Source organism: Pseudomonas sp. SMSB3 (assembly GCF_052041965.1).
In the GTDB taxonomy this organism is placed as follows: Bacteria; Pseudomonadota; Gammaproteobacteria; order Pseudomonadales; family Pseudomonadaceae; genus Aquipseudomonas.
This window is the reverse complement of sequence record NZ_JBKGGV010000011.1, coordinates 1-18,764: the sequence shown is the minus strand read 5'-3', so window position 1 is coordinate 18,764 and position 18,764 is coordinate 1. Positions and strand designations below refer to the sequence as shown.

21 protein-coding genes and 1 tRNA gene are annotated in these 18,764 nt (G+C 61.8%); 10 read left to right on the top strand and 12 right to left on the bottom strand.

Annotated elements, in window-relative coordinates:
* Window positions 1-11 precede the first annotated feature (11 nt).
* On the bottom strand, window positions 12-953 hold the full coding sequence (locus ACLEJW_RS17620) for a ZIP family metal transporter (protein WP_145192051.1): 942 nt from the start codon (window positions 951-953) through the stop codon (window positions 12-14).
* Window positions 954-1,075: 122 nt separating this feature from the next.
* Here ACLEJW_RS17620 and ACLEJW_RS17615 point away from each other — a divergent pair, with 122 nt between their 5' ends.
* The 4 genes from ACLEJW_RS17615 to ACLEJW_RS17600 all read left to right on the top strand — a co-directional run bounded on the left by ACLEJW_RS17615 (window position 1,076) and on the right by ACLEJW_RS17600 (window position 4,321).
* Entirely contained in the window at window positions 1,076-1,303 is a 228-nt protein-coding gene (locus ACLEJW_RS17615; RefSeq protein WP_313296069.1) for a PLD nuclease N-terminal domain-containing protein, read from the top strand.
* A gap of 105 nt (window positions 1,304-1,408) precedes the next feature.
* Window positions 1,409-3,463: an LTA synthase family protein gene (locus ACLEJW_RS17610; RefSeq protein WP_440777967.1), complete on the top strand. Its 2,055-nt coding sequence runs from the start codon at window positions 1,409-1,411 to the stop codon at window positions 3,461-3,463.
* A gap of 116 nt (window positions 3,464-3,579) precedes the next feature.
* Window positions 3,580-3,816, top strand: coding sequence for a hypothetical protein (locus ACLEJW_RS17605; RefSeq protein ID WP_440777966.1), 237 nt, complete (start codon window positions 3,580-3,582; stop codon window positions 3,814-3,816).
* Window positions 3,817-3,988: 172 nt separating this feature from the next.
* Window positions 3,989-4,321 (top strand): ribonuclease E inhibitor RraB, encoded by a 333-nt coding sequence (locus ACLEJW_RS17600; RefSeq protein ID WP_313296072.1) that lies wholly within the window; start codon window positions 3,989-3,991, stop codon window positions 4,319-4,321.
* 64 nt (window positions 4,322-4,385) lie between these two features.
* Here the strand turns inward: ACLEJW_RS17600 and ACLEJW_RS17595 are convergent, their stop codons facing one another.
* Entirely contained in the window at window positions 4,386-5,195 is an 810-nt protein-coding gene (locus ACLEJW_RS17595) for a c-type cytochrome (protein ID WP_440777965.1), read from the bottom strand.
* A 478-nt stretch (window positions 5,196-5,673) separates the two neighbouring features.
* On the opposite strand from ACLEJW_RS17595, the gene ACLEJW_RS17590 reads away from it, so the two are divergent.
* Window positions 5,674-6,408, top strand: coding sequence for an amidotransferase (locus tag ACLEJW_RS17590; protein WP_313296074.1), 735 nt, complete (start codon window positions 5,674-5,676; stop codon window positions 6,406-6,408).
* 14 nt (window positions 6,409-6,422) lie between these two features.
* Here the strand turns inward: ACLEJW_RS17590 and ACLEJW_RS17585 are convergent, their stop codons facing one another.
* The 3 genes from ACLEJW_RS17585 to ACLEJW_RS17575 all read right to left on the bottom strand — a co-directional run bounded on the left by ACLEJW_RS17585 (window position 6,423) and on the right by ACLEJW_RS17575 (window position 8,961).
* Window positions 6,423-7,394 (bottom strand): magnesium and cobalt transport protein CorA, encoded by a 972-nt coding sequence (locus tag ACLEJW_RS17585; protein ID WP_440777964.1) that lies wholly within the window; start codon window positions 7,392-7,394, stop codon window positions 6,423-6,425.
* Between the two features lie 63 nt (window positions 7,395-7,457).
* A complete protein-coding gene (locus ACLEJW_RS17580; protein ID WP_145192028.1) occupies window positions 7,458-8,177 on the bottom strand; it encodes a lysophospholipid acyltransferase family protein in 720 nt (239 codons plus the stop codon).
* Between the two features lie 94 nt (window positions 8,178-8,271).
* Window positions 8,272-8,961, bottom strand: a complete 690-nt coding sequence (locus ACLEJW_RS17575) for a crotonase/enoyl-CoA hydratase family protein (RefSeq protein WP_145192025.1) — start codon at window positions 8,959-8,961, stop codon at window positions 8,272-8,274.
* A gap of 289 nt (window positions 8,962-9,250) precedes the next feature.
* On the opposite strand from ACLEJW_RS17575, the gene ACLEJW_RS17570 reads away from it, so the two are divergent.
* Window positions 9,251-9,340 (top strand) — tRNA-Ser (locus ACLEJW_RS17570).
* Window positions 9,341-9,462: 122 nt separating this feature from the next.
* Here the strand turns inward: ACLEJW_RS17570 and ACLEJW_RS17565 are convergent.
* The 3 genes from ACLEJW_RS17565 to ACLEJW_RS17555 all read right to left on the bottom strand — a co-directional run bounded on the left by ACLEJW_RS17565 (window position 9,463) and on the right by ACLEJW_RS17555 (window position 12,594).
* Window positions 9,463-11,601 carry a TonB-dependent siderophore receptor gene (locus ACLEJW_RS17565; protein WP_440777963.1) on the bottom strand — a complete coding sequence of 713 codons (2,139 nt, stop codon included), beginning with the start codon at window positions 11,599-11,601 and terminating at the stop codon, window positions 9,463-9,465.
* 128 nt (window positions 11,602-11,729) lie between these two features.
* Window positions 11,730-12,200, bottom strand: coding sequence for a GreA/GreB family elongation factor (locus ACLEJW_RS17560; protein ID WP_145192019.1), 471 nt, complete (start codon window positions 12,198-12,200; stop codon window positions 11,730-11,732).
* 1 nt (window position 12,201) lies between these two features.
* On the bottom strand, window positions 12,202-12,594 hold the full coding sequence (locus tag ACLEJW_RS17555) for a hypothetical protein (RefSeq protein ID WP_313296084.1): 393 nt from the start codon (window positions 12,592-12,594) through the stop codon (window positions 12,202-12,204).
* 129 nt (window positions 12,595-12,723) lie between these two features.
* On the opposite strand from ACLEJW_RS17555, the gene earP reads away from it, so the two are divergent.
* On the top strand, window positions 12,724-13,857 hold the full coding sequence (gene earP, locus ACLEJW_RS17550) for an elongation factor P maturation arginine rhamnosyltransferase EarP (RefSeq protein WP_440777962.1): 1,134 nt from the start codon (window positions 12,724-12,726) through the stop codon (window positions 13,855-13,857).
* 48 nt (window positions 13,858-13,905) lie between these two features.
* Window positions 13,906-14,475, top strand: a complete 570-nt coding sequence (gene efp / locus ACLEJW_RS17545; protein ID WP_013971530.1) for an elongation factor P — start codon at window positions 13,906-13,908, stop codon at window positions 14,473-14,475.
* A 55-nt stretch (window positions 14,476-14,530) separates the two neighbouring features.
* On the opposite strand, the gene ACLEJW_RS17540 is transcribed toward efp, so the two are convergent.
* From ACLEJW_RS17540 to ACLEJW_RS17530, 3 genes are all read right to left on the bottom strand, one after another.
* Complete coding sequence (locus tag ACLEJW_RS17540) at window positions 14,531-14,959, bottom strand: organic hydroperoxide resistance protein (RefSeq protein WP_313296091.1); 429 nt, start codon at window positions 14,957-14,959, stop codon at window positions 14,531-14,533.
* Window positions 14,960-15,099: 140 nt separating this feature from the next.
* On the bottom strand, window positions 15,100-15,555 hold the full coding sequence (locus tag ACLEJW_RS17535; protein ID WP_145192007.1) for a MarR family winged helix-turn-helix transcriptional regulator: 456 nt from the start codon (window positions 15,553-15,555) through the stop codon (window positions 15,100-15,102).
* 55 nt (window positions 15,556-15,610) lie between these two features.
* Window positions 15,611-16,567: a LysR family transcriptional regulator gene (locus tag ACLEJW_RS17530; protein WP_313296093.1), complete on the bottom strand. Its 957-nt coding sequence runs from the start codon at window positions 16,565-16,567 to the stop codon at window positions 15,611-15,613.
* Window positions 16,568-16,690: 123 nt separating this feature from the next.
* Between ACLEJW_RS17530 and ACLEJW_RS17525 the strand changes: the two genes are divergently transcribed.
* Window positions 16,691-17,440, top strand: a complete 750-nt coding sequence (locus ACLEJW_RS17525; protein ID WP_440777961.1) for a sulfite exporter TauE/SafE family protein — start codon at window positions 16,691-16,693, stop codon at window positions 17,438-17,440.
* Window positions 17,441-17,465: 25 nt separating this feature from the next.
* Here ACLEJW_RS17525 and ACLEJW_RS17520 read toward each other — a convergent pair whose 3' ends face one another.
* Window positions 17,466-18,317, bottom strand: a complete 852-nt coding sequence (locus tag ACLEJW_RS17520; protein WP_145191997.1) for a LysR substrate-binding domain-containing protein — start codon at window positions 18,315-18,317, stop codon at window positions 17,466-17,468.
* A gap of 96 nt (window positions 18,318-18,413) precedes the next feature.
* On the opposite strand from ACLEJW_RS17520, the gene ACLEJW_RS17515 reads away from it, so the two are divergent.
* Complete coding sequence (locus tag ACLEJW_RS17515; RefSeq protein WP_440777960.1) at window positions 18,414-18,632, top strand: DUF1127 domain-containing protein; 219 nt, start codon at window positions 18,414-18,416, stop codon at window positions 18,630-18,632.
* Window positions 18,633-18,764 lie beyond the last annotated feature (132 nt).

The following is an 18,764-nucleotide window of genomic DNA, read 5'->3' as shown; positions in this document are numbered from 1 at the left end:
GCCTGTCACCCTCAGCCCAGCGCGGTGTCGAGAAACATCATCACCGCAAAGCCACCCATCAAGCCCAAGGTCGCCGACGTCTGGTGGCCATGGCGGTGGGTTTCCGGGATCACCTCGTGGGACACCACGAAGATCATCGCACCGGCCGCCAGGCCCATGCTGATGGGGTAGGCGAGGGCAAAGCCGGTCGAGATGCCCAGGCCGATCACCGCGCCCAGCGGCTCCATCAACCCGGAGCCCACCGCCACCAGTGCAGCTTTCAGGTTCGACAAGCCGGTCGCGCGCAACGCCAGTGCCACGGCCAGGCCTTCTGGAATGTCCTGAATGGCAATGGCGCTGGTCAGCGGCAGGCCGATGTTCATGTCGCCATTGGCGAAACTGACGCCGATCGCCATGCCCTCGGGCAGGTTGTGCAAGGTGATTGCCAAGACGAACAACCAGACCCGGTTGATGCGCTCGGCATCCGGCCCACAAGGCCCGGTGCTTTCATGCTCGTGAGGGGTGAAACGGTCCAGGCCGAGCATCAGCAACACGCCAAGGCCCATGCCCAGTACCACCGTGAATGCAGCGCCAGGGCCGCTGCCGGTGATCTCCCGGGCGGCATCCAGGCCCGGCAGAATCAGCGAAAACGAGCTGGCCGCCAGCATCATGCCGGCAGCGAAGCCCAGCATGACGTCCTGGCTGCGCGTACTGACGTCGCGCAGTACCACGGCAAGCCCGGCCCCCAGCGCAGTCGCCGCGAAGCCCGACAGCCCGCCCAGCAGCGCCAAGTGCAGGTTGTCGGCATGATCGCCGTTCACCGCGTTCCAGAAGCTCGCTACCAGCAGCACCAGCACCGCCAGCAGGCTGGCCCCCAGGCCCGCGCTGAGCCAGGGCGTGCTGCGCATCTGCTGGCGCCAGGCGCTGCGCATGGAAGAGGGTGGGACGGCGCTGTCGGTGTGGGCGGGGGGCATGTAAACCTCGAATCCATGAATGCGAGCAGTTTATTCAGTGACCTGTGGGTGTGGCCAAGGATTCCCTTCTATTGGTTCGATAGACGCGTATGCTGCCAAGCCTTTCATGGAGGAGCTGGCGAATGAGCGCTGCATTCAACGACCTGGTTGGCCTGGCGCTGCTGGGCTTGAGCCTGTGGGCGATCTACAACGTGTTGCGCAGCGCTGCCACGGCGGTCGTCAAGACGCTATGGGTGCTGCTGATCGCACTGCTGCCCGTGCTCGGGGTGATCATCTGGGCCATCGCCGGCCCGCGCTGCAGCGCGGGCGCCCGGGGGGCGGGCTCGACAAAGTCAGCAACAGGGTCGTGACAAAATTTTCACATTGGTTTAAAGAGAATCCGCACCCGCACAATGCTGCGCTGGGTAACGCCCGGCGCCCTCTTAGCAACCCGCAATCCTAGGACTTCCTCTTTCATGGCTAACACGGATGCCTTGAAGCAACAGGGCGCGCGAGCTTTCACGCCGACCTTGAAATCGCACCTGGCCTACACGCTGCTTTGCGCCCTGGTGATCATGTTGATGCTGAGCCTGGTGCGCCTCGCGCTGCTGGCCTACAACAGCGACATGATCGGCGACACCCCCTATTCGACGGTTGCCGAGGGCTTGCTCAACGGCCTGCGTTTCGACCTGCGGGTGGTGGTGTACCTGAGCATTCCCTTGCTGCTGGCCATCCTCAGCCCCTGGCTGATGGCGCGGCGCGGCCTGTTCCGCTTCTGGCTGACGCTTACTTCCAGCGTGGTGATGTTCCTCGGCCTGATGGAGATGGACTTCTACCGTGAATTTCACCAGCGCCTGAACGGCCTGGTGTTCCAGTACATCAAGGAAGACCCGAAGACCGTGCTGAGCATGCTTTGGTATGGCTTCCCGGTGGTGCGCTACCTGTTGGCATGGGCCTTCGGCACTTGGTTGCTGAGCCTGCTGTTCAAGGGCATCGACCGCGCCACCCGCGGCATTGGCCAGCGCCCGGTGGCGCCATGGTACAACCGCCTGGCGGTGTTCATGGTGATTCTGCTGGTGGCCGTGGTCGCCGCCCGTGGCACCTTGCGTCAAGGCCCGCCCATGCGCTGGGGCGATGCCTTCACCACTGACTCCAACTTCGTCAACCAGCTCGGCCTGAATGGCACCCTCACGCTGATCGACGCCGCCAAGAGCCGCTTCGGTGAAGACCGCGCCAACATCTGGAAGCCGGTACTGGAGCAGGCGCTGGCCACCGATACCGTGCGCAAGCAGCTGCTGACCGCCCACGATACCTTGGTCGATGCCGATGAAGCCGCCGTGCGCCGCGACTTCCTGCCGCCAGCCGAGCGGACGCTGCCGATCAAGAACGTCGTAGTCATCCTCATGGAAAGCTTCGCCGGCCACTCGGTGGGTGCGTTGGGCAGCCCGAACAACATCACCCCGTACTTCGACAAACTGGCCAAGGAAGGGCTGCTGTTCGACCGCTTCTTCTCCAATGGCACCCATACCCATCAGGGTATGTTCGCCACCATGGCCTGCTTCCCCAACCTGCCAGGCTTCGAGTACCTGATGCAGACCCCAGAGGGCGGCCACAAGCTGTCTGGCCTGCCGGCACTGCTCGGTGCGCGCGACTATGACGATGTGTATGTCTATAACGGCGACTTCGCCTGGGACAACCAGTCTGGTTTCTTCGGCAACCAGGGCATGACCACCTTCATCGGTCGTAACGACTTCGTCAATCCGGTGTTCTCCGACCCGACCTGGGGCGTGTCCGACCAGGACATGTTCGACCGCGGTAACGAAGAACTCGCCAAGCACGATGGCAAGAAGCCGATCTACGCGCTGTTGCAGACCTTGTCGAACCACACTCCTTACGCCCTGCCGGCTGACCTGCCGGTGGAGAAAGTCACCGGCCAGGGCCGCCTCGATGAACACCTGACGGCCATGCGCTATTCCGACTGGGCCTTGGGGCAGTTCTTCGAGAAGGCGCGCAAGGAGCCCTATTTCAAGGACACCTTGTTCGTCATCGTCGGTGACCACGGCTTTGGCAACCACCAGCAAGTCACCGAGCTGGACCTGGGCCGCTTCAACGTGCCGCTGCTGCTGATCGCCCCCGGTATTCAGGAAAAATTCGGCGCCATCAACCATACCGTGGGCACCCAGGTCGATATCGTGCCGACCATCATGGGCCGTCTGGGTGGCCAAGCCCGCCATCAGTGCTGGGGCCGCGACCTGCTCAACCTGCCGCAAGGCGATCAGGGCGTGGGCATGATCAAGCCGTCTGGCAGCGAGCAGATCGTCGGCCTGGTCAAGGGTGATCAGTTGCTCATCGAGTCCAAGGACATGAGTCCGCGTCTGTATCGCTACCAACTGGGCCGCGAGTTCAAGGCCGAACTCATCGAAAGCCCAGAGCAGCCACAGATGCTGCAGCAGCTCGAGGCGTTCATTCAGACCGCGACCAAGAGCCTGCTCGACAACACTGCCGGTGTAGTGCACGGCACGCCTAAATGAAGAACGACGAAGGGCCGCACTGCGGCCCTTTGACTTAATGAACAATCACCGAGGGCCAAGGTCAGCTTTAACAGGCACTACATACCTGTTGTTCCTTGATCGAGAGGGCGCGTTCGATGAAAGAGTGGGAAGTCATCTTTGCTGATCAGAAAGGCGTGCCAACGTCGTTGCTTTTGCATGCGGAGCACTGCCCCAGCGAGGAAGACGCTGCGCGGGCAATACGAACTCATTTGTTTCCGGTAATGGACGAGCTGGATCTCAACGACTTTCAGGACCGCACGGTTTCGCCCACGGCGCGTTGGCTCAAGGAGCACAGCGGCGTGACCATCACGACCATTCAGGAGGCGCCCTGACACACCCCTTGGCGTAGCCCCATCGCAGGCGCTACGCTTGTAAGGCGCGGGCCTTGTCTGCCAGCCTGCGCTGTCTTTGTTCGCGTCTTGCATCAGCTCGGACTGCCAGGGGTACTGGCAGGTGCGTAGTGCACGGAAAGTCTATCCATTGTTTTATTCGGGAGGACGATTCATGAGCAGCCAAAGCGACGATATCAGCAGCAATGTGCTGCGCCAGATGAAAGCGGGTGGTTTTGACTTCACCCGCATCCACCCCATCGAGTTCTATGCGGTATTTCCAGACGAAGCCGCCGCCAGGCGGGCTGCCGGGGAGTTCGTGGGCGAATCGCTCAATGCGCAGGTCCACGAAATGGACGATGGCGCCTGGCACCTGGAGTTGAGCAAGGTGATGTTCGCTACCTACGGCGGCATCGGCGACTTCGAGGAAGCTTTCGAGCAAGTGGTTTCGCCCCATGGCGGTGAGGTCGAAGGCTGGGGCGTCAAACAGGAGCGCATGATGGCCTAGGCCATTCACAGGCCTGCACTGCTGCTTGGGTGCAGGATGCGCAAAGGGGGCTGCTTGGCAGCCCTCATTTTTTTGCCGGTCTACGGCCTGCCATATGGCTCAGGTAGCCCAGCAAGGCGTCCAGTTGCTCATCGCTCAATACCGCTTCGGCAAACCCTGGCATACGCGCCTGCGGCCAATGGCGCAGGCTTTGCGGATCGCGGATGTATTGGCGCAAGTACTGCGGCTGAAAGTACTCAGTGGGGTTGTGCGGCACGTTCAGGTCCGGGCCGAACTGCGCATCCCCAGCGCCATTCAATCGATGGCACACCAGACAATTTTGCTGGAACAGGGCAAAGCCCCGGCGCACCGGGCTCTCAGCAGGTAGCTGCGGATCGGGCAACAGCGCTGGAAAGCGCTGCTCGACCGGTGCCAGGCGGCGGATAGTGCTGATCTGAAACGGCCACTGCTCTGGTCGGATGCCGCTTGCCTGCGGATCGGTCCATACCAGGTAGAAGGGCCCGGCGCTAGGTTTGCCCTTGGCCAATGCCGGCCACGGCTTGGCCGGGTCCTCCACGGCAAGCCATGCGCGCGCAGGCCCATTCTGCAGCAATGGCCCCGCCGGCATTTCTGCCGCGAAGCCGTCCAGGGCCACCCCCTGCAAATGGTCGCTCGGCTGCACCCCTTGCAGCAGCGCCGAGAGGGGCACGGCGCGGTAGCGCATGCTGCGTTTGTACGACACATCGTGCGCGATGGCGATGTCGCGGGCCTGAGGATGCTCGAGCAACGCTTGACTGGACCACTGCCGGGCGCCATTACCCAGTTCCAGGTTCAACTGCGCCGCCAACGGTGATTGGCTCAGCAGCAGCGCCATCAGGGCGATGCATCGACGCATGGGGCATTCTCCGCACATGAAAATGCGCAGGTTAACCCAAGCGTGGCCAGAAGCGTCAGCCGAACAGGCGTGTGAGGTTGGGCAGAATCAACAGCAACGTGGTTGCGAAGAGAATCAGCCCGGCTTGGCGAATTTTCGATTGTCTGAACATGGCGGACCGCCTTTTTGTTGTTATTCCTGAATACCCGGTGGCTTCCTTGTCGGGTCTGCTTGCCTCATGTATGTGGATATAAACCACTCAAGCGGCCAGCGTCTTCCTGGGTCGAGAACGCTTTGTACTAAAAACCTAAACATCAATTGCGATGGGTTATTAAGCCCGCTGGCGCCATGCTCACATGCTCTGCCTAGACGCCTGGCGTGCCGCTGAACCAACCCAGACAAAATGTGACCGTTCGTCAGTGCACCCTACTTGCTTGTACGTGTCTTTCGCGTCAGGCTCTATAGCTGATTTCCACTCACGTCGTTCAGGACTATCCCTATGTCGTTACGCATCTGCATCCTTGAGACCGATGTCCTGCGACCGGAGTTGACCGCGCAGTACCAGGGCTACGGCAGGATGTTCGAGCAGCTCTTCGCGCGTCAGCCGATCGCAGCCGAGTTCCGTGTATTCAACGTCATGAATGGCGTTTACCCGCCCGAGGGCGAGCACTTCGACGCCTATCTTGTGACTGGCAGCAAGGCTGATTCGTTCGGTGACGACCCCTGGATCCAGACCCTCAAGGCGTATCTGCTCAAGCTCTATCAGCGTGGCGAAAAACTGCTGGGTGTGTGCTTCGGTCACCAGTTGCTGGCCTTGACTCTCGGTGGCAAGGCCGAGCGTGCCGAGCAGGGCTGGGGCGTGGGCACCCACCGCTACACCCTTACCGCACATGCACCCTGGATGGACCCCGAGGTAGGCGAGCTGACCTTGCTGATCAGCCACCAGGACCAGGTGACCGAGGTGCCTGCCGGCGCTACCGTGATAGCGTCGAGCGAGTTCTGCCCCAACGCTGCGTACTACATCGCCGATCAGGTGCTGTGCTTCCAGGGGCACCCGGAATTCGTCAACGACTACTCACGGGCACTGCTCGATGCGCGCCAGCAGTACCTGGGCGATGAGGTCTACCAGAAAGCCATTGCCAGCCTTGCCACCGAGCACCAGGGCGACCTGGTCGGCGAATGGATGCTGCGTTTCATCCAGCAGCCAAGCAAGGCTCGCGACAGCGCCGCCTGATTGCGCAAGGGCTGCTAGAGCCAGCCAGACTTCTTGAAGCTGGCGTACAAGCCAGCGCAGCCCAAGCCGATCACCCCGAGCACGGCATAGTAGCCGTAGTGCCAGCCAAGCTCGGGCATGTTCTGGAAGTTCATCCCGTAGATACCGGCAATTGCCGTGGGGAACGCCAGGATCGCCGCCCAGGCGGCGAACTTGCGTTGCACAATGCTCTGCCGCGAAGCTTCCAGCAGCATGCCGATTTCGATGGTCTGGCTGGCGATGTCGCGAATGCCGGACAAGTCTTCCATCTGCCGGGTGACGTGGATCTGCACATCGCGAAAGTACGGGCGCATGTTCTTGTCGATGAACGGAAAGCTCAGGCGCTGCAGCTCCTCACTTACCTCCACCATCGGCGCCACGTAGCGACGCAGGCGCAGAATGTCCCGGCGCAGGCTGTGCAGGCGGTGGATGTCTGCCTCTTGCAGCGAGTTGCTCAGCACGCTCTGTTCGAGCGCTTCGATTTCGCTGTGGATCGCTTCGCTGACCGGCTGGTAGTTCTCGGTGACGAAATCGAGCAGGGCATACAGCACGAAATCTTCGCCATGTTCGAGCAGCAGCGGCCGCGCCTCGCAGCGTTGGCGCACCAGCGCATAGGACTTGGAGTGGCCGTTGCGGCAGGTGATGACGTAGCCGTTGCCGGCGAAGATATGGGTTTCGATGAACTCCAGCCTGCCCTCGAGGCGCACTGGAGAATAGGTGACGATGAACAGCGCGTCGCCGAATGTCTCGAGTTTGGGCCGGCTGTGTTTTTCCAGGGCATCCTCGATGGCCAGCTCATGCAGATTGAACTGGCACTGCAGGGTGGCCAGCTCCTCGGCGTTGGGTTCCTCCAGGCCGATCCACACGAAATGGCCAGGCTTGCACGCCCATTCACGGCCCTCGTTGATGCTGATGTTGGTCACTTTCCTGCCTGCGGCGTACACCGCCGATGCCACGACTCGACCCATGGTTATCCACTTGTTCGGTTGTAATCGCTGTACAGCTTGGGCCGAAGCGGCCAGCAGAGCAACCTAGCGCTGCTGCAGTTCGTTTTCCATGCGGTCGATGCACTGTTGCATTTGCGCGCGGCACTGCTCGATCAAGGCCGGCAGGTCCTGTTGGCTGAGGCCTTGGGTAGCGATCGGCGGCAGCGAGCGGACGATCACGGTGCGCCGTCGCCAGCTGTTCAGGCTCATGCGTCGGGCATAGCGGCTGACACATACCGGCACGATCGGCACGCCGGCTTCAATGGCCATGTGAAACGCGCCTTTCTTGAAGGCCAGCAGTTGCTCGCCCGGGTTGCGCGTGCCCTCGGGAAAGATCCAGATCGAGGTGTCGTTGCGCAGGGTGCGCGTGGTGGTTTGCAGGGCCTTGCGCGCCTGGTAGGCATTCTTGCGATCGATCAGCACGTTGCCGCCCAGCCAGAACAGCTGCCCGAACAGCGGGATCCAGCCCAGGCTCTTCTTGCCGATGGCCACCGTGCGCGGCGGTACCACATGGCCAAGAATGAAAAGATCGAAATTCGATTGATGGTTGGCGACGATCACACAGCCGGGCGGCTGATCCCACAGCGGGCCGACCTGTGCCTTGACCTTGATGCGCATCAGCCAGGTAGCCGGCACGCTGTACAGGCGCGCGAACACGCGGCTGTTGTCAGGGTTGAACGGGCGCAACAGGCCGATCACCAGGCCCACCAATCCGACCAGGATGAAGTGCAGACCCAGCAGAAACATACGAAGCACATAAAGCATGGTACGACTCACACCAGACAGTCGCCGGCCAGTGTACGGCTGTGCACTGGTTGGGGCAAACCTTGGCGTGAGCCGTCATGGCGGCGTGTAGGGGTCAGCCCATGTAGCCCTGATCGAGCGCGATGGCCTCGTCCAGTGCATCGAGCAGCGCCTTGCGCACCTTGAGTTTGGTGTTCTTGTGCGCTTGCATGTTCAGCTTCTTGAGCTCGTGGGCGATGTCGTGGGCAGCGTCGAGCAGTTGCTCGGCGGGCACCACTTTGTCGAGGAAGCCGGCCTTGAGCGCTTCTTTGGGCTCGAACATCTCGGCGTTGATCACCGAGCGCTGGAAGGCTGAACGGCGCAGGCGGTCACGGGCCAGCTCGATACCGGCGTGGTGCATGGTCATGCCGATCTGCACCTCGTTCAGGCCGATCTTGTATGGCCCTTCGACGCCGATACGGTAATCGGCCGACAGCAGCAGGAAGGCCCCTTTGGCCACGGCGTGGCCTGGGCAGGCAATGACCACCGGGAAGGGATGTGCAAGCAGGCGGCGGGCCAGGGTCGAGCCGGCGGTCACCAGGGCGACTGCTTCCTTCGGGCCAGAGGTCATAACCTTCAGGTCGTAGCCACCGGAAAGGATGCCGGGCTGGCCAGTGATGACGACCACCGCGCGCTCTTGAGTGGCGCGATCCAGGGCGGCGTTGAAGGCGCTGATGACATCGGGCGAGATGGCATTGACCTTGCCGTTGTTCAAGGTCAGCGTGGCGATGCCGTCTTCGGCGTGGTAGGAGATCAAGTCGCTCATGGCAAAATCCTTTGGGTGGCGTGGCGCTGACGTTACCCAGCACGGCCGGCCAGGTAAAGCAGCAAGACTGACTACTCGGTCAGCCGGCCGGCGCTATGCTGCGCCAGGTCTAGGGCAGGGCGGCTGCCTGGGTAAAAGCGCTGGCGAGAATGGCAGCATTGCCTTGGCCACGGTCACATTTCGTCAGGATGGCTTAAATACATGAAAAAACTAAAAAAAATGCTTGCCAAAGAAAAGCGCTTCCACTAAATTAGCGCGCCTCGACAGGGTGAATGCCTTGAAGAGAAACGGTGAAGTGTCCGAGTGGTCGAAGGAGCACGCCTGGAAAGTGTGTATACGAGAAATCGTATCAAGGGTTCAAATCCCTTCTTCACCGCCACATTCTGCGAAAGCCCCCGCGCTGAAAAGCTCGGGGGCTTTTTGCTTTCAGCGCAGCCTGTCCATGTCGCCAGCGCACGGCCGATGCCGCTTTGCGCGCTGGCGCCAGGGCCTATGCGCTCGCTAGAAGCTTACCGACGCCGACAGGCGCGCCGTACGCGGTGCGCCTTGGAACAAGTAGTTGTCTCCCAGGTAATCGCCTACGTCGCGCCAGTAGCGTTTGTCGAAAACATTGTCGACGGTCAGCCGCAGCACCGTTTGGTAGCCACCTACCTGCGTGGTGTAGCGGCTGCCCAGGTCGAACACCGTATAACCGCCCACCTGCACAGTGCCGGCCTGGCTGGCGTACTTGCTGGCGCTATAGCGTGCGCCAGCGAGCAGCGCCAGCCCCGGTAGCGGCAGGGCATACTCGGCATGCAATGCCGCCCTGAGCCGCGGCACATTAATGGCCTGATGGCCTTCGTAAGCGTCGGTGCCGCTGTTTTGCACCCGAGCACGTATCGCCGCGGCGCTGGCGTGGATCTGCAGGTCGGGCGTCAACCAGCCGGTGGCGCCCAGCTCCAGCCCGAGGTTCTTTTGTTGGCCCTGCTGCACATAGGTGAAGCTGCCTGCGCCATCGGGACGCGCGTATTGATACTCTTGGCGAATCTGGAACAACGCGGCGTTGAAGCTCAGGCCCTGCCAGTCACGCTTGATGCCCAGCTCCAACTGGTGCGACAGCGTCGGGGCGAGGATGTCAGCGGCATTGCTGGTGTACCACGGCGCCGTCGCGCCGGCGGACAGCCCCTTGGCGTAGCTGGCGTACAGCGTAGTGTCCAGGTCGGGCTTGAACATCAGCGCCGCGTTGGGCAGCAACTGATACTGACGAGTATGTCGCCCAGGCTCGCCGGTCTCGTCCCAGGTTCGCTCGTCAAGGCGCACTTCGCGGGCGCCCCATACAGCCTGCCAGTGTTCGTCGAAGGTGATCCGATCGCTGAAAAACAAGCCGTACTGGCGGCTGTCCAGGCGCTTCTGACTGGCGCCGATCGGCTCGTCCGATGGCGCTGCGAAAGGTGCGCCGGCGTCTATGTTGCCGCTGCCGACCAGCACGTTGTAATAAGGCCGCTGGTTTAGGGTGCGGCGTTGGGCGCTGGCGCCCAGGGTCAGTTCATGCTGCACACCCAGGGCGGCGAAGCGGCCGTTGAGCAAAGCCTGGGTTTCATCGGTGCGGCGGGTGTCGTCGGGGCTACGAAAGTCATAGATGTCGTAATCGCCGGCAGCGCTGAAATGCGCTTGCATGCCGTTTTCGCTGCCCCAGGCGAATGCACTGTAGTCGTCGATCACCACCTTGCTGCGCGAGGCGCTCAGGGTGCCGGTCCAGGCCTCGTCGAAGCGGTACTCAAAGCGCCCGCCAAGGTTCAGCGCATCGTTCTGCACAGGCTTGGCCCAGGGTTGGTACGCCAGGCGGTCGCTCGGGTCGATGCCATGCGGCAACGCGCTGCCAGCGAGCAATTGATAGCCCGGCACCGAACGTTGTTCACGGTGCTGGTATTCGGCGTCCAGCTGCAGGCTGGCTGCCGCGCTCAGCTGCCAGTCGAATGCCAGCGACGCGAAGTCGCGCGTGCCATCGGCATGGTCGACATAAGAGCGTATGTCTTCGTGGGCGAGATTCGCGCGCAGGCCAAACTGGCGTTCGCTACCAAACCAGCCGCCCAGGTCGGTGGCCAGGTAGCGCTCGCCCTGGGCATTGCTCGCCAGCGTCACGCTGCGTACGTCAGCGGCGCGCTGGGTGACATAGTTGATCAACCCGCCCGGCTCCGACACACCGCTTTGCAGGCCGGACAGGCCTTTGAGCAGTTCGACCTGCTGCTTGTTTTCAAGCGCCACGTTTTGCTCGCCGGCGATGGTCTGGCCGTTGATGCGATAGCTGCTGGCAGCGTTCAGTTCGAAGCCGCGCACGTTGAAGTTCTCGTAATAGCCAACTGGCGCGTAGCTTTCGCCCACCGAGGCATCGCCTTGCAGCACTTCACTGAGCAAGCGCACCTGACGGTCTTCAAGCAGCTGCTGACTGAACACGCTCACCGAGGCGGGGGTGTCGAGCAGTGTTGCAGGCGCAAAGCCGCCGACCGAGGCTTCTTTTGCCGCGTAGCCGTCGCTGGCCAAGGTATCGGACACCTGCACGGGGGCGAGCTCCACGTGGGTGTCTGCCCAGCCTTGCAGGCTGTGCAGCGCCAGGCCCAGGCTGAGCAGGCTCAGGGGCAGGTGGGGGCGAAGCAGGGGCATGCCGAGGTGTCCTTGGACGAAACCTATTCAGCGACCCGTGCGCTGCGGGCACGCTTGGCTCACGGCAAGGGCGAAACAGGCTGATAAAAAGGGGGCGCCATCCTAGCATGTCGCCCGTTATCAGGCGCTCAGGCAATGGCGACGATAAAGAAGATCTGCGCGCCCAGGCTTACCTCATCGTCAACCCGTCTACCCAGCAGCTGTTGGCCCAAGGGGGCACGCGGGGTGATCACGGTAACCTGCTGCGCACCCTCATCGATCTTCAGCCCAGCCGCCTCTGGCCCTACGAAGAACAAGCGCCGTGCGCCGTGCTCATCTTCAAGGGTCACCAGACTGCTCACCTGCACGCCCCGCGCCGGGTCGTAGTCGCGCAGCAACAATTGCTGGTAAGTCAGCAGCGCTTGACGAATTTCCGCGGTGCGCCGAGCTTGGCCGGTGGCCAGGTAGGAGGCTTCCAGGCCTAAGGTGTCGTACTTGTTTTCGGCAATGTTCTCTTCGGCTGTAGCGGCCTCATAGGCGGTTTGCGCTGCTCGTTGCAGCACCTGCATGTCGCTTTGGAGTGTGGCGACGATGCGCCCGAGCAATAGCACCTTGTCCATGTCAGTAACAGAACTCCAACACGTTGGCCTGGCTCTTGTCGGTCGGCGCCGTGCGGTTCTGCGCGAGCCAGAACTGGCACTTGGGATTGTTGAGGTGGCGCGGATTGCCTTGCGCGGCGTCAGCGGCCTGCTGCGATTGCTGTTGCTGCAGAATCTCCTTGTAGCGTTCGAACATCTCGCCCTGGGCATCGCCGGGCGGGGCGGCGGGCGGCGTTGGTTGGCTCAGCGCAGGTGCCAGCGCCTGGGCGACCGGGGCGACTTGCGCAGGCCACAAATGCAGCGCCAGCCACAGGCTCAGGGCAATCGCCATCGCACCGAGCCACAGGCCCAGCGCCACGCAGATGATCAGTTGCAGGGGTTTGAGCGTTACCTTCAGTTCACGACGGCGGATCATGACGCCTCCTGGCAGGGCGGGCAGGGTAGTCATTGTCGCATGGCCCCGGCCTTTTTTCCGTGCGATGCTTTCGTCCGCGCCCATTTATCCGCAGAATCCGCGACTTTTCCCAGGACAAGGCAGGGCCACATGAAAACTACTTGGGACATTTTTTGCACCGTCGTCGACAACTACGGCGACATCGGTGTGACCTGGCGCCTGGCCCGCCAGTTGGTCGCCGAGCATGGGCTGGCCGTGCGCTTGTGGGTCGACGACCTGAATGCCTTCGTGCCACTGTGCCCAGGTGCTCAACACGATGCCGCGCGGCAATGGCAGCAGGGCGTGGAGGTGCGCGCGTGGCCTGGCCAATGGCAGCCGGTCGAGCCTGCGGATGTGGTGATTGCTGCGTTTGCCTGCCAATTGCCTGCGGCGTATGTCGAAGCCATGCGCACCCGGCGGTCACCCGTGCTGTGGCTGAACCTTGAGTACCTCAGTGCCGAGGATTGGGTGCAGGGCTGCCACGGCTTGCCGTCCCCCCAGGCCAACGGCCTGCGCAAGGTGTTCTTCTTTCCAGGGTTTACCGAGCAAACCGGCGGCCTGCTGCGTGAGGCCAGTCTGCTTCAGCAGCGCCAGGCGTTCGAGCAGTCGACTCAGGCGCGCACGGCGTTTTTGCAGAGTTTGAGCGTCCATCCGCAGCCTGGCGCGTTGTTGATTTCCCTGTTCGCCTACGAAAACAGCCAGCTCGGCAGCTGGCTCGACGCGTTGGTCGAGGAACCCAGCCCGGTGCATCTGCTGGTTCCTCAGGGGCGCATTGTCGGGCAGCTGGGTGAGTGGCTGGGGGAGCGGCAACTGCAACCTGGGGCGCTGCATCGGCGCGGTGCATTGACCGTGCAGATCCTCCCGTTCGTCAGCCAGGAGGCTTATGATCGGCTGTTGTGGAGCTGTGACTTCAACGCCGTGCGCGGTGAAGATTCCTTCGTGCGTGCGCAGTGGGCGGCGCGACCGATGCTGTGGCACATCTACGTTCAGGATGAAAACGCCCACTGGGAAAAGCTCGAAGCGTTCCTCGGCCTTTATCGACACGGCCTGTCGGACGCGGCCAGCGACGCATTGATGGCGTTGTGGCGCGCCTGGAACATGGATCGCGACATGGCCCAAGCCTGGCAAGGCGCCCGTAAACATTGGGCGGAACTGCAGCGGCATGCGCGCGATTGGGCTGCCCGCCAGGCCGCTCAGCCGGACCTTGCCAAGGCGCTGGTACAGTTTTACCGAAATTGGCTATGATATGCGGCCTCGATTTTTATAAATCCATCCAGATTCGGATACTTCGTAATGAAAACTGGTAAAGAACTGAAACCCGGTACCGTGCTGCGGATCGACAATGACCCGTGGCTGGTTCAAAAAGCCGAGTTCACCAAATCGGGTCGCAACAGCGCGATCATGAAGACCAAGCTGAAAAACCTGCTGACCGGCTACAAGACTGAAACCGTCTACGGTGCAGACGATAAGCTGGACGACGTGATCCTGGATCGCAAAGAAGCGACCCTGTCGTTCATCAACGGTGATGAATACACCTTCATGGACACCACCGACTACACCATGTACGAACTGAACGCCGAGGACATCGAAGCCGTTCTGCCGTACATCGAAGAAGGCATGGAAGACGTCTGCGAAGCGGTCTTCTTCGAAGGCCGTCTGGTATCGGTTGAACTGCCGACCACCATCAGCCGTCAGGTCGTCTATACCGAGAACGCTGCACGTGGCGACACCTCGGGCAAGGTCATGAAGCCTGCCAAGCTGAAGAACGGTACCGAAATCTCGGTTGCCGACTTCATCCAGATCGACGAGTGGATCGACATCGACACTCGCGACAACAGCTTCAAGGGCCGTTCCAAGAAGTAAGCTTCTTGCAGAACGCAAAAAACCCGGCACATGCCGGGTTTTTTTATACCTGTGATTACACGGTCACGTGCAGGCGCACATCGACGTTGCCGCGGGTGGCGTTGGAGTACGGGCAGACCTGGTGGGCCTTTTCGACCAGGCTCTGGGCATCAGCCTGCGCCAGGCCGGGCAGGTTGATGTGCAGGTCGATATCCAGACCGAAACCGCCCGGGATCTGGCCAATGCCGACCTTGGCAGTGATCGACGAGTCGGCGGGCAGGGTTTTTTTCTCCTGACCGGCGACGAATTTCAGCGCGCCAATGAAGCAAGCCGAGTAGCCAGCGGCGAACAGTTGCTCAGGGTTGGTGCCCTCGCCGCCGGCGCCGCCCAGCTCCTTCGGGGTGCTCAGCCTGGCGTCGAGCTTGCCATCGCTGGAGCGTGATTTGCCGTCGCGACCGCCAGTGGAGGTGGCTTCTGCGATGTACAGCGGAGTGACCTTTTGCATCTTGAGCCTCGCTAGTGTGCTGTGCGCCCCCGGGATCGGGTGGCGTCAAGTGGGTACGGAATCTAAATTAGCTCGCAATTATTTTGCGCGCAAGATAAATTTCAACCGTTGGTCCGAACGAGCATCACACAGCGTAGCCCCTACAAGTTTTTTTGCAGGCTTTCGCGCAGTTCCAACAGGTCTGCCTGCAGGTGTTGCAGGCGTTCAAGGCTGCGCCCACTGGCCTTGAGTATGCAGGGCGGCACCTTTTTCGCCTGGTCTTGCAGCGCTCGGCCTTTGTCGGTCAGTTGCACCAGCACCACACGCTCGTCTTCACGGCTGCGGTTGCGCTGCAGCAGGCCTTCGCTCTCAAGGCGTTTGAGCAGTGGGGTGAGCGACCCTGGGTCGGTTAATAGATGCTGGCTGATTTCACCCACGGTGAGGCCATCCTGTTCCCACAGCACCAGCATCGCCAGGTACTGGGGGTAGGTCAGGCCCAGTGCCTGGAGCAGGGGCTTGTACACCTTGGTCATCAATAACGAGGTCGAATGCAGGGCGAAGCAGACCTGGTTGTCCAGCAGCAGCTCGTCACAGGAAGCGTGGATAGTGGCGTTCATGCAGGTCCTTGAATGTCATCAATGGAGAAATCTAGCACGCTGAAGGTTAGTGCGCTCAATTCCAGCGCAGCTCACTTCGCAAAGCCTGATCCCACGGTGGCACCGGGCTGAAGCGGCTCTTGAGAAATTCGAGCAGCAAACGACTGCGAGAGTTCGTTTCATGTTCAAGGCGCAACGCATAAATGCCACTGCTCTCGGCGGGCGGCAGGCCGTTGTCGCAGAAAAGCGCTAGCAGTTCACCGCGCAGCAGGTAGTCGCTGACCAGCCAAGTGGGCAAATGGGCGATACCCAGGCCGGCCAGGGCCCCGAACAACAAGGCCTCTGCATTGTTGGCAGTCATGCGCATGCGTGATGGACGATACAGCCGCACGCCGTTTTCGAGCGCAAAGCGCCAGGCGAACGGCGGCGCCAACCCGTCCCAGTCCAGGCCATCATGTTGCGGCAGTTCGCTGGGGCAGGCAGGCACCCCGCGGCTGGCCAGATAGGCCGGGCTGGCGCAGGCGATGCGCACCATGTACGCCAGCGGCGTGGCGACCAGGCGCGTATCGGCGAGTGGCCCTGCGCGCAACACCAAGTCCACCTCGCCGAGGTGGCTACCGTGCAGGTCGACGAAGCTGTCGATCAGGCGCAGTTGTACGTCCAGGCCAGGGTAAGCCACCAGGAAATCGGCGATGGCCGGCGCCAGATGTCGTCGCCCGAAGGCAGCCGGAGCGTCGATGCGTATCAGTCCTTCGGGTGCACTGCTCAGTGATACCGCCTCGGCGCGGGCCAGGCGCAGCTCTTCAACGATACGTCGGGCACGCTCGGCGAACGCCTTGCCGGCCGGCGTTGGCCGTACGGCATGCGTGCTGCGGGTGAACAGGCGGCTGCCCAGGGCGCTTTCGAGATTGTCGATCCGCCGCGCGACCGCAGAGGGGGTCAGTGGATAGCGGCGCGCGGCGGCCGAGAAGCTGCCGCTTTCAAGTACATCGAGGAACAGGCGCAGTTGGTCGGTCAGGGTGTCGGGGCTCATGGCGGGCCTTGCAGAGATGCTGGTTGTGCGTCAAGCGCATAGCCATTGTGCGTTGCTGTGCGTTTCGCTGCCAGCCGTGGTTGGTTAGCATGCGTGCAATTAAATTGGCTGGGTGGACCCCTGATGATCGAGTGGTTGCTGTATATCGTACTGGGCGCGGGCCTGGGCACGATGGGTGGGTTGTTCGGCATTGGCGGCGGGCTGATAGCCATCCCAGCCCTGGGTGTGTTGTTCGGTCTTGACCAGCAGCTGGCCCAGGGGACGGCGCTGGTGATGGTTGTACCTAACGTGCTGCTGGCGCTATGGCGTTACCATCAGCGCAACCGCATTGCCTTGCGCCATGCCGTGCCGCTGTCGTTGTGCAGCTTTGTCTTTGCCTGGCTGGGGTCGATCTGGGCGGTTGGCCTGAACGCCCACGCCATGCGCCTGGGTTTCGTCGGGTTCCTGGTGGCATTGGCAGTCTGGAACGTGCTGCGCATGTTCCTCAGGGCCTCTCCGCCCAGTGCCGAGATGCGCTATGCCTGGCCGTGGCTTGGCGTGCTGGGCAGCTTCGCCGGCACCATGGGTGGGTTGTTCGGGGTGGGTGGGGCTGTGGTGGCCACGCCGATTCTGACCAGTGTGTTCGGTACCACGCAGGTGGTGGCGCAAGGTCTGTCGCTGGCCCTGGCTGCACCAAGTACGGCGGTGACGTTGTTCACTTACGGCGTGCACCATAGTGTTGATTGGGCGATCGGCATCCCGCTGGCGATTGGTGGCTTGCTGAGCATCAGCTGGGGCGTGAAGCTGGCCCACGCGCTGCCGGAGAAGGCGCTGCGGGCGCTGTTCTGTGTATTTCTGGTGGTGTGTGCGGTGATGCTGGGCTTCGAACTGTAGCCCGCACGCCAGTCTGGCTGCTCCCTCACTGAAAGCCTTGGGCGATATAGTCGGCCATGGCGTCGATGATCGGAGACTGGCTGTGGCGGTTGCGCAGCAGCATGACGTTGGCCACCGGTAGCTGTGGCAGGCCGTCCTGTTCGCCAAGGATGCGCAGGTTGCCGCTGATCAGGCTCTGCAACTGCGCCGTCACCGCCAGGCCGGCGCCGACGATAGCGAAGATTGCGGCAATGCTGGGGCTTGTGTAGGCGGTGCGATAGTCGATGCCCTGAGCTTCGAGGGCGTTGCAGGTCCAAGCACGGCAGAAGCAGTCGGTGTTGAACAGCGCCAGGGGCATGGGCCGTTGTTCATGTGGGCAAAAGCCTTCGGCAGCGGCCCATACCATGCGTTCTTGTCGTAACAGCTGGCCGACTTCGTTGCCAGGCTCGCGGGTCACGATGGTCAGGTCGAGGTCTTGGCGTTGCATCAGGTACTTGGAAGATTCGCAGTGCACTTCGACCTGCACGAGAGGGTAGGCCTGGGCGAAGCTTGAGAGGATGGTGGGCAGATAACGCATGGCGTAGTCATCGGGGGTGCCAACCCGCACCACGCCGACCATGTGTGGCATGCGCAGGGTATTGAAGACTTCGCCATGCAATTTGAGAATGCGCCGCGCGTAGCCCAGCAGTACTTGGCCTTCGGCAGTCAGGCGCACCTGGCGGCCATCGCGTTCGAAGAGTTGGCGCTGGAGGATGTCTTCTTCCAGGCGTTTCATTTGCATGCTCACGGCCGACTGGGTGCGGTTGACGATTTCGCCGGCACGGGTGAAACCGCCTTGTTCGGCGATGGCGACGAAGGTGCGAAGCACGTCGGGGTCGAGGCTTTGGTACTGTGACATTGCATCAATCTCCGAGATGCATTGCATAAGAAACATTCGTTGGATTGATCTTAAGCCTGGGCAGAGACTGAAGCCATCGATACGGAGGGCTTCACGATGAAAGGTCAGCTTAGTGGCTTGCAGCAATCCACCATCAACATCACTCCCCTTTGGCAGCAGCTGGCGCGGCGGCCAGCGCGCTGGATTGAGTTGTATCGGCAGCGGCGGCAGTTGGCGAGTATCAGCGATGCCATGCTGCAGGATTTGGGTTTGAGCCGTGCGGATATCCTGCAGGAGACTGAGCGGCATTTTTGGGACGATCCATTGGCAAAATAATCTGAGCAGAGCGCTTTGCTTCTGCTTCTGCTTCTGCTTCTGCCTTTGCTTTTGCTTCTAAGCGCGCGGAAGTTCAGCCAACGCGAAACGCGACCTCAGGAGGCCGAACGTAGACGTCTGGAGGGCCCAGGA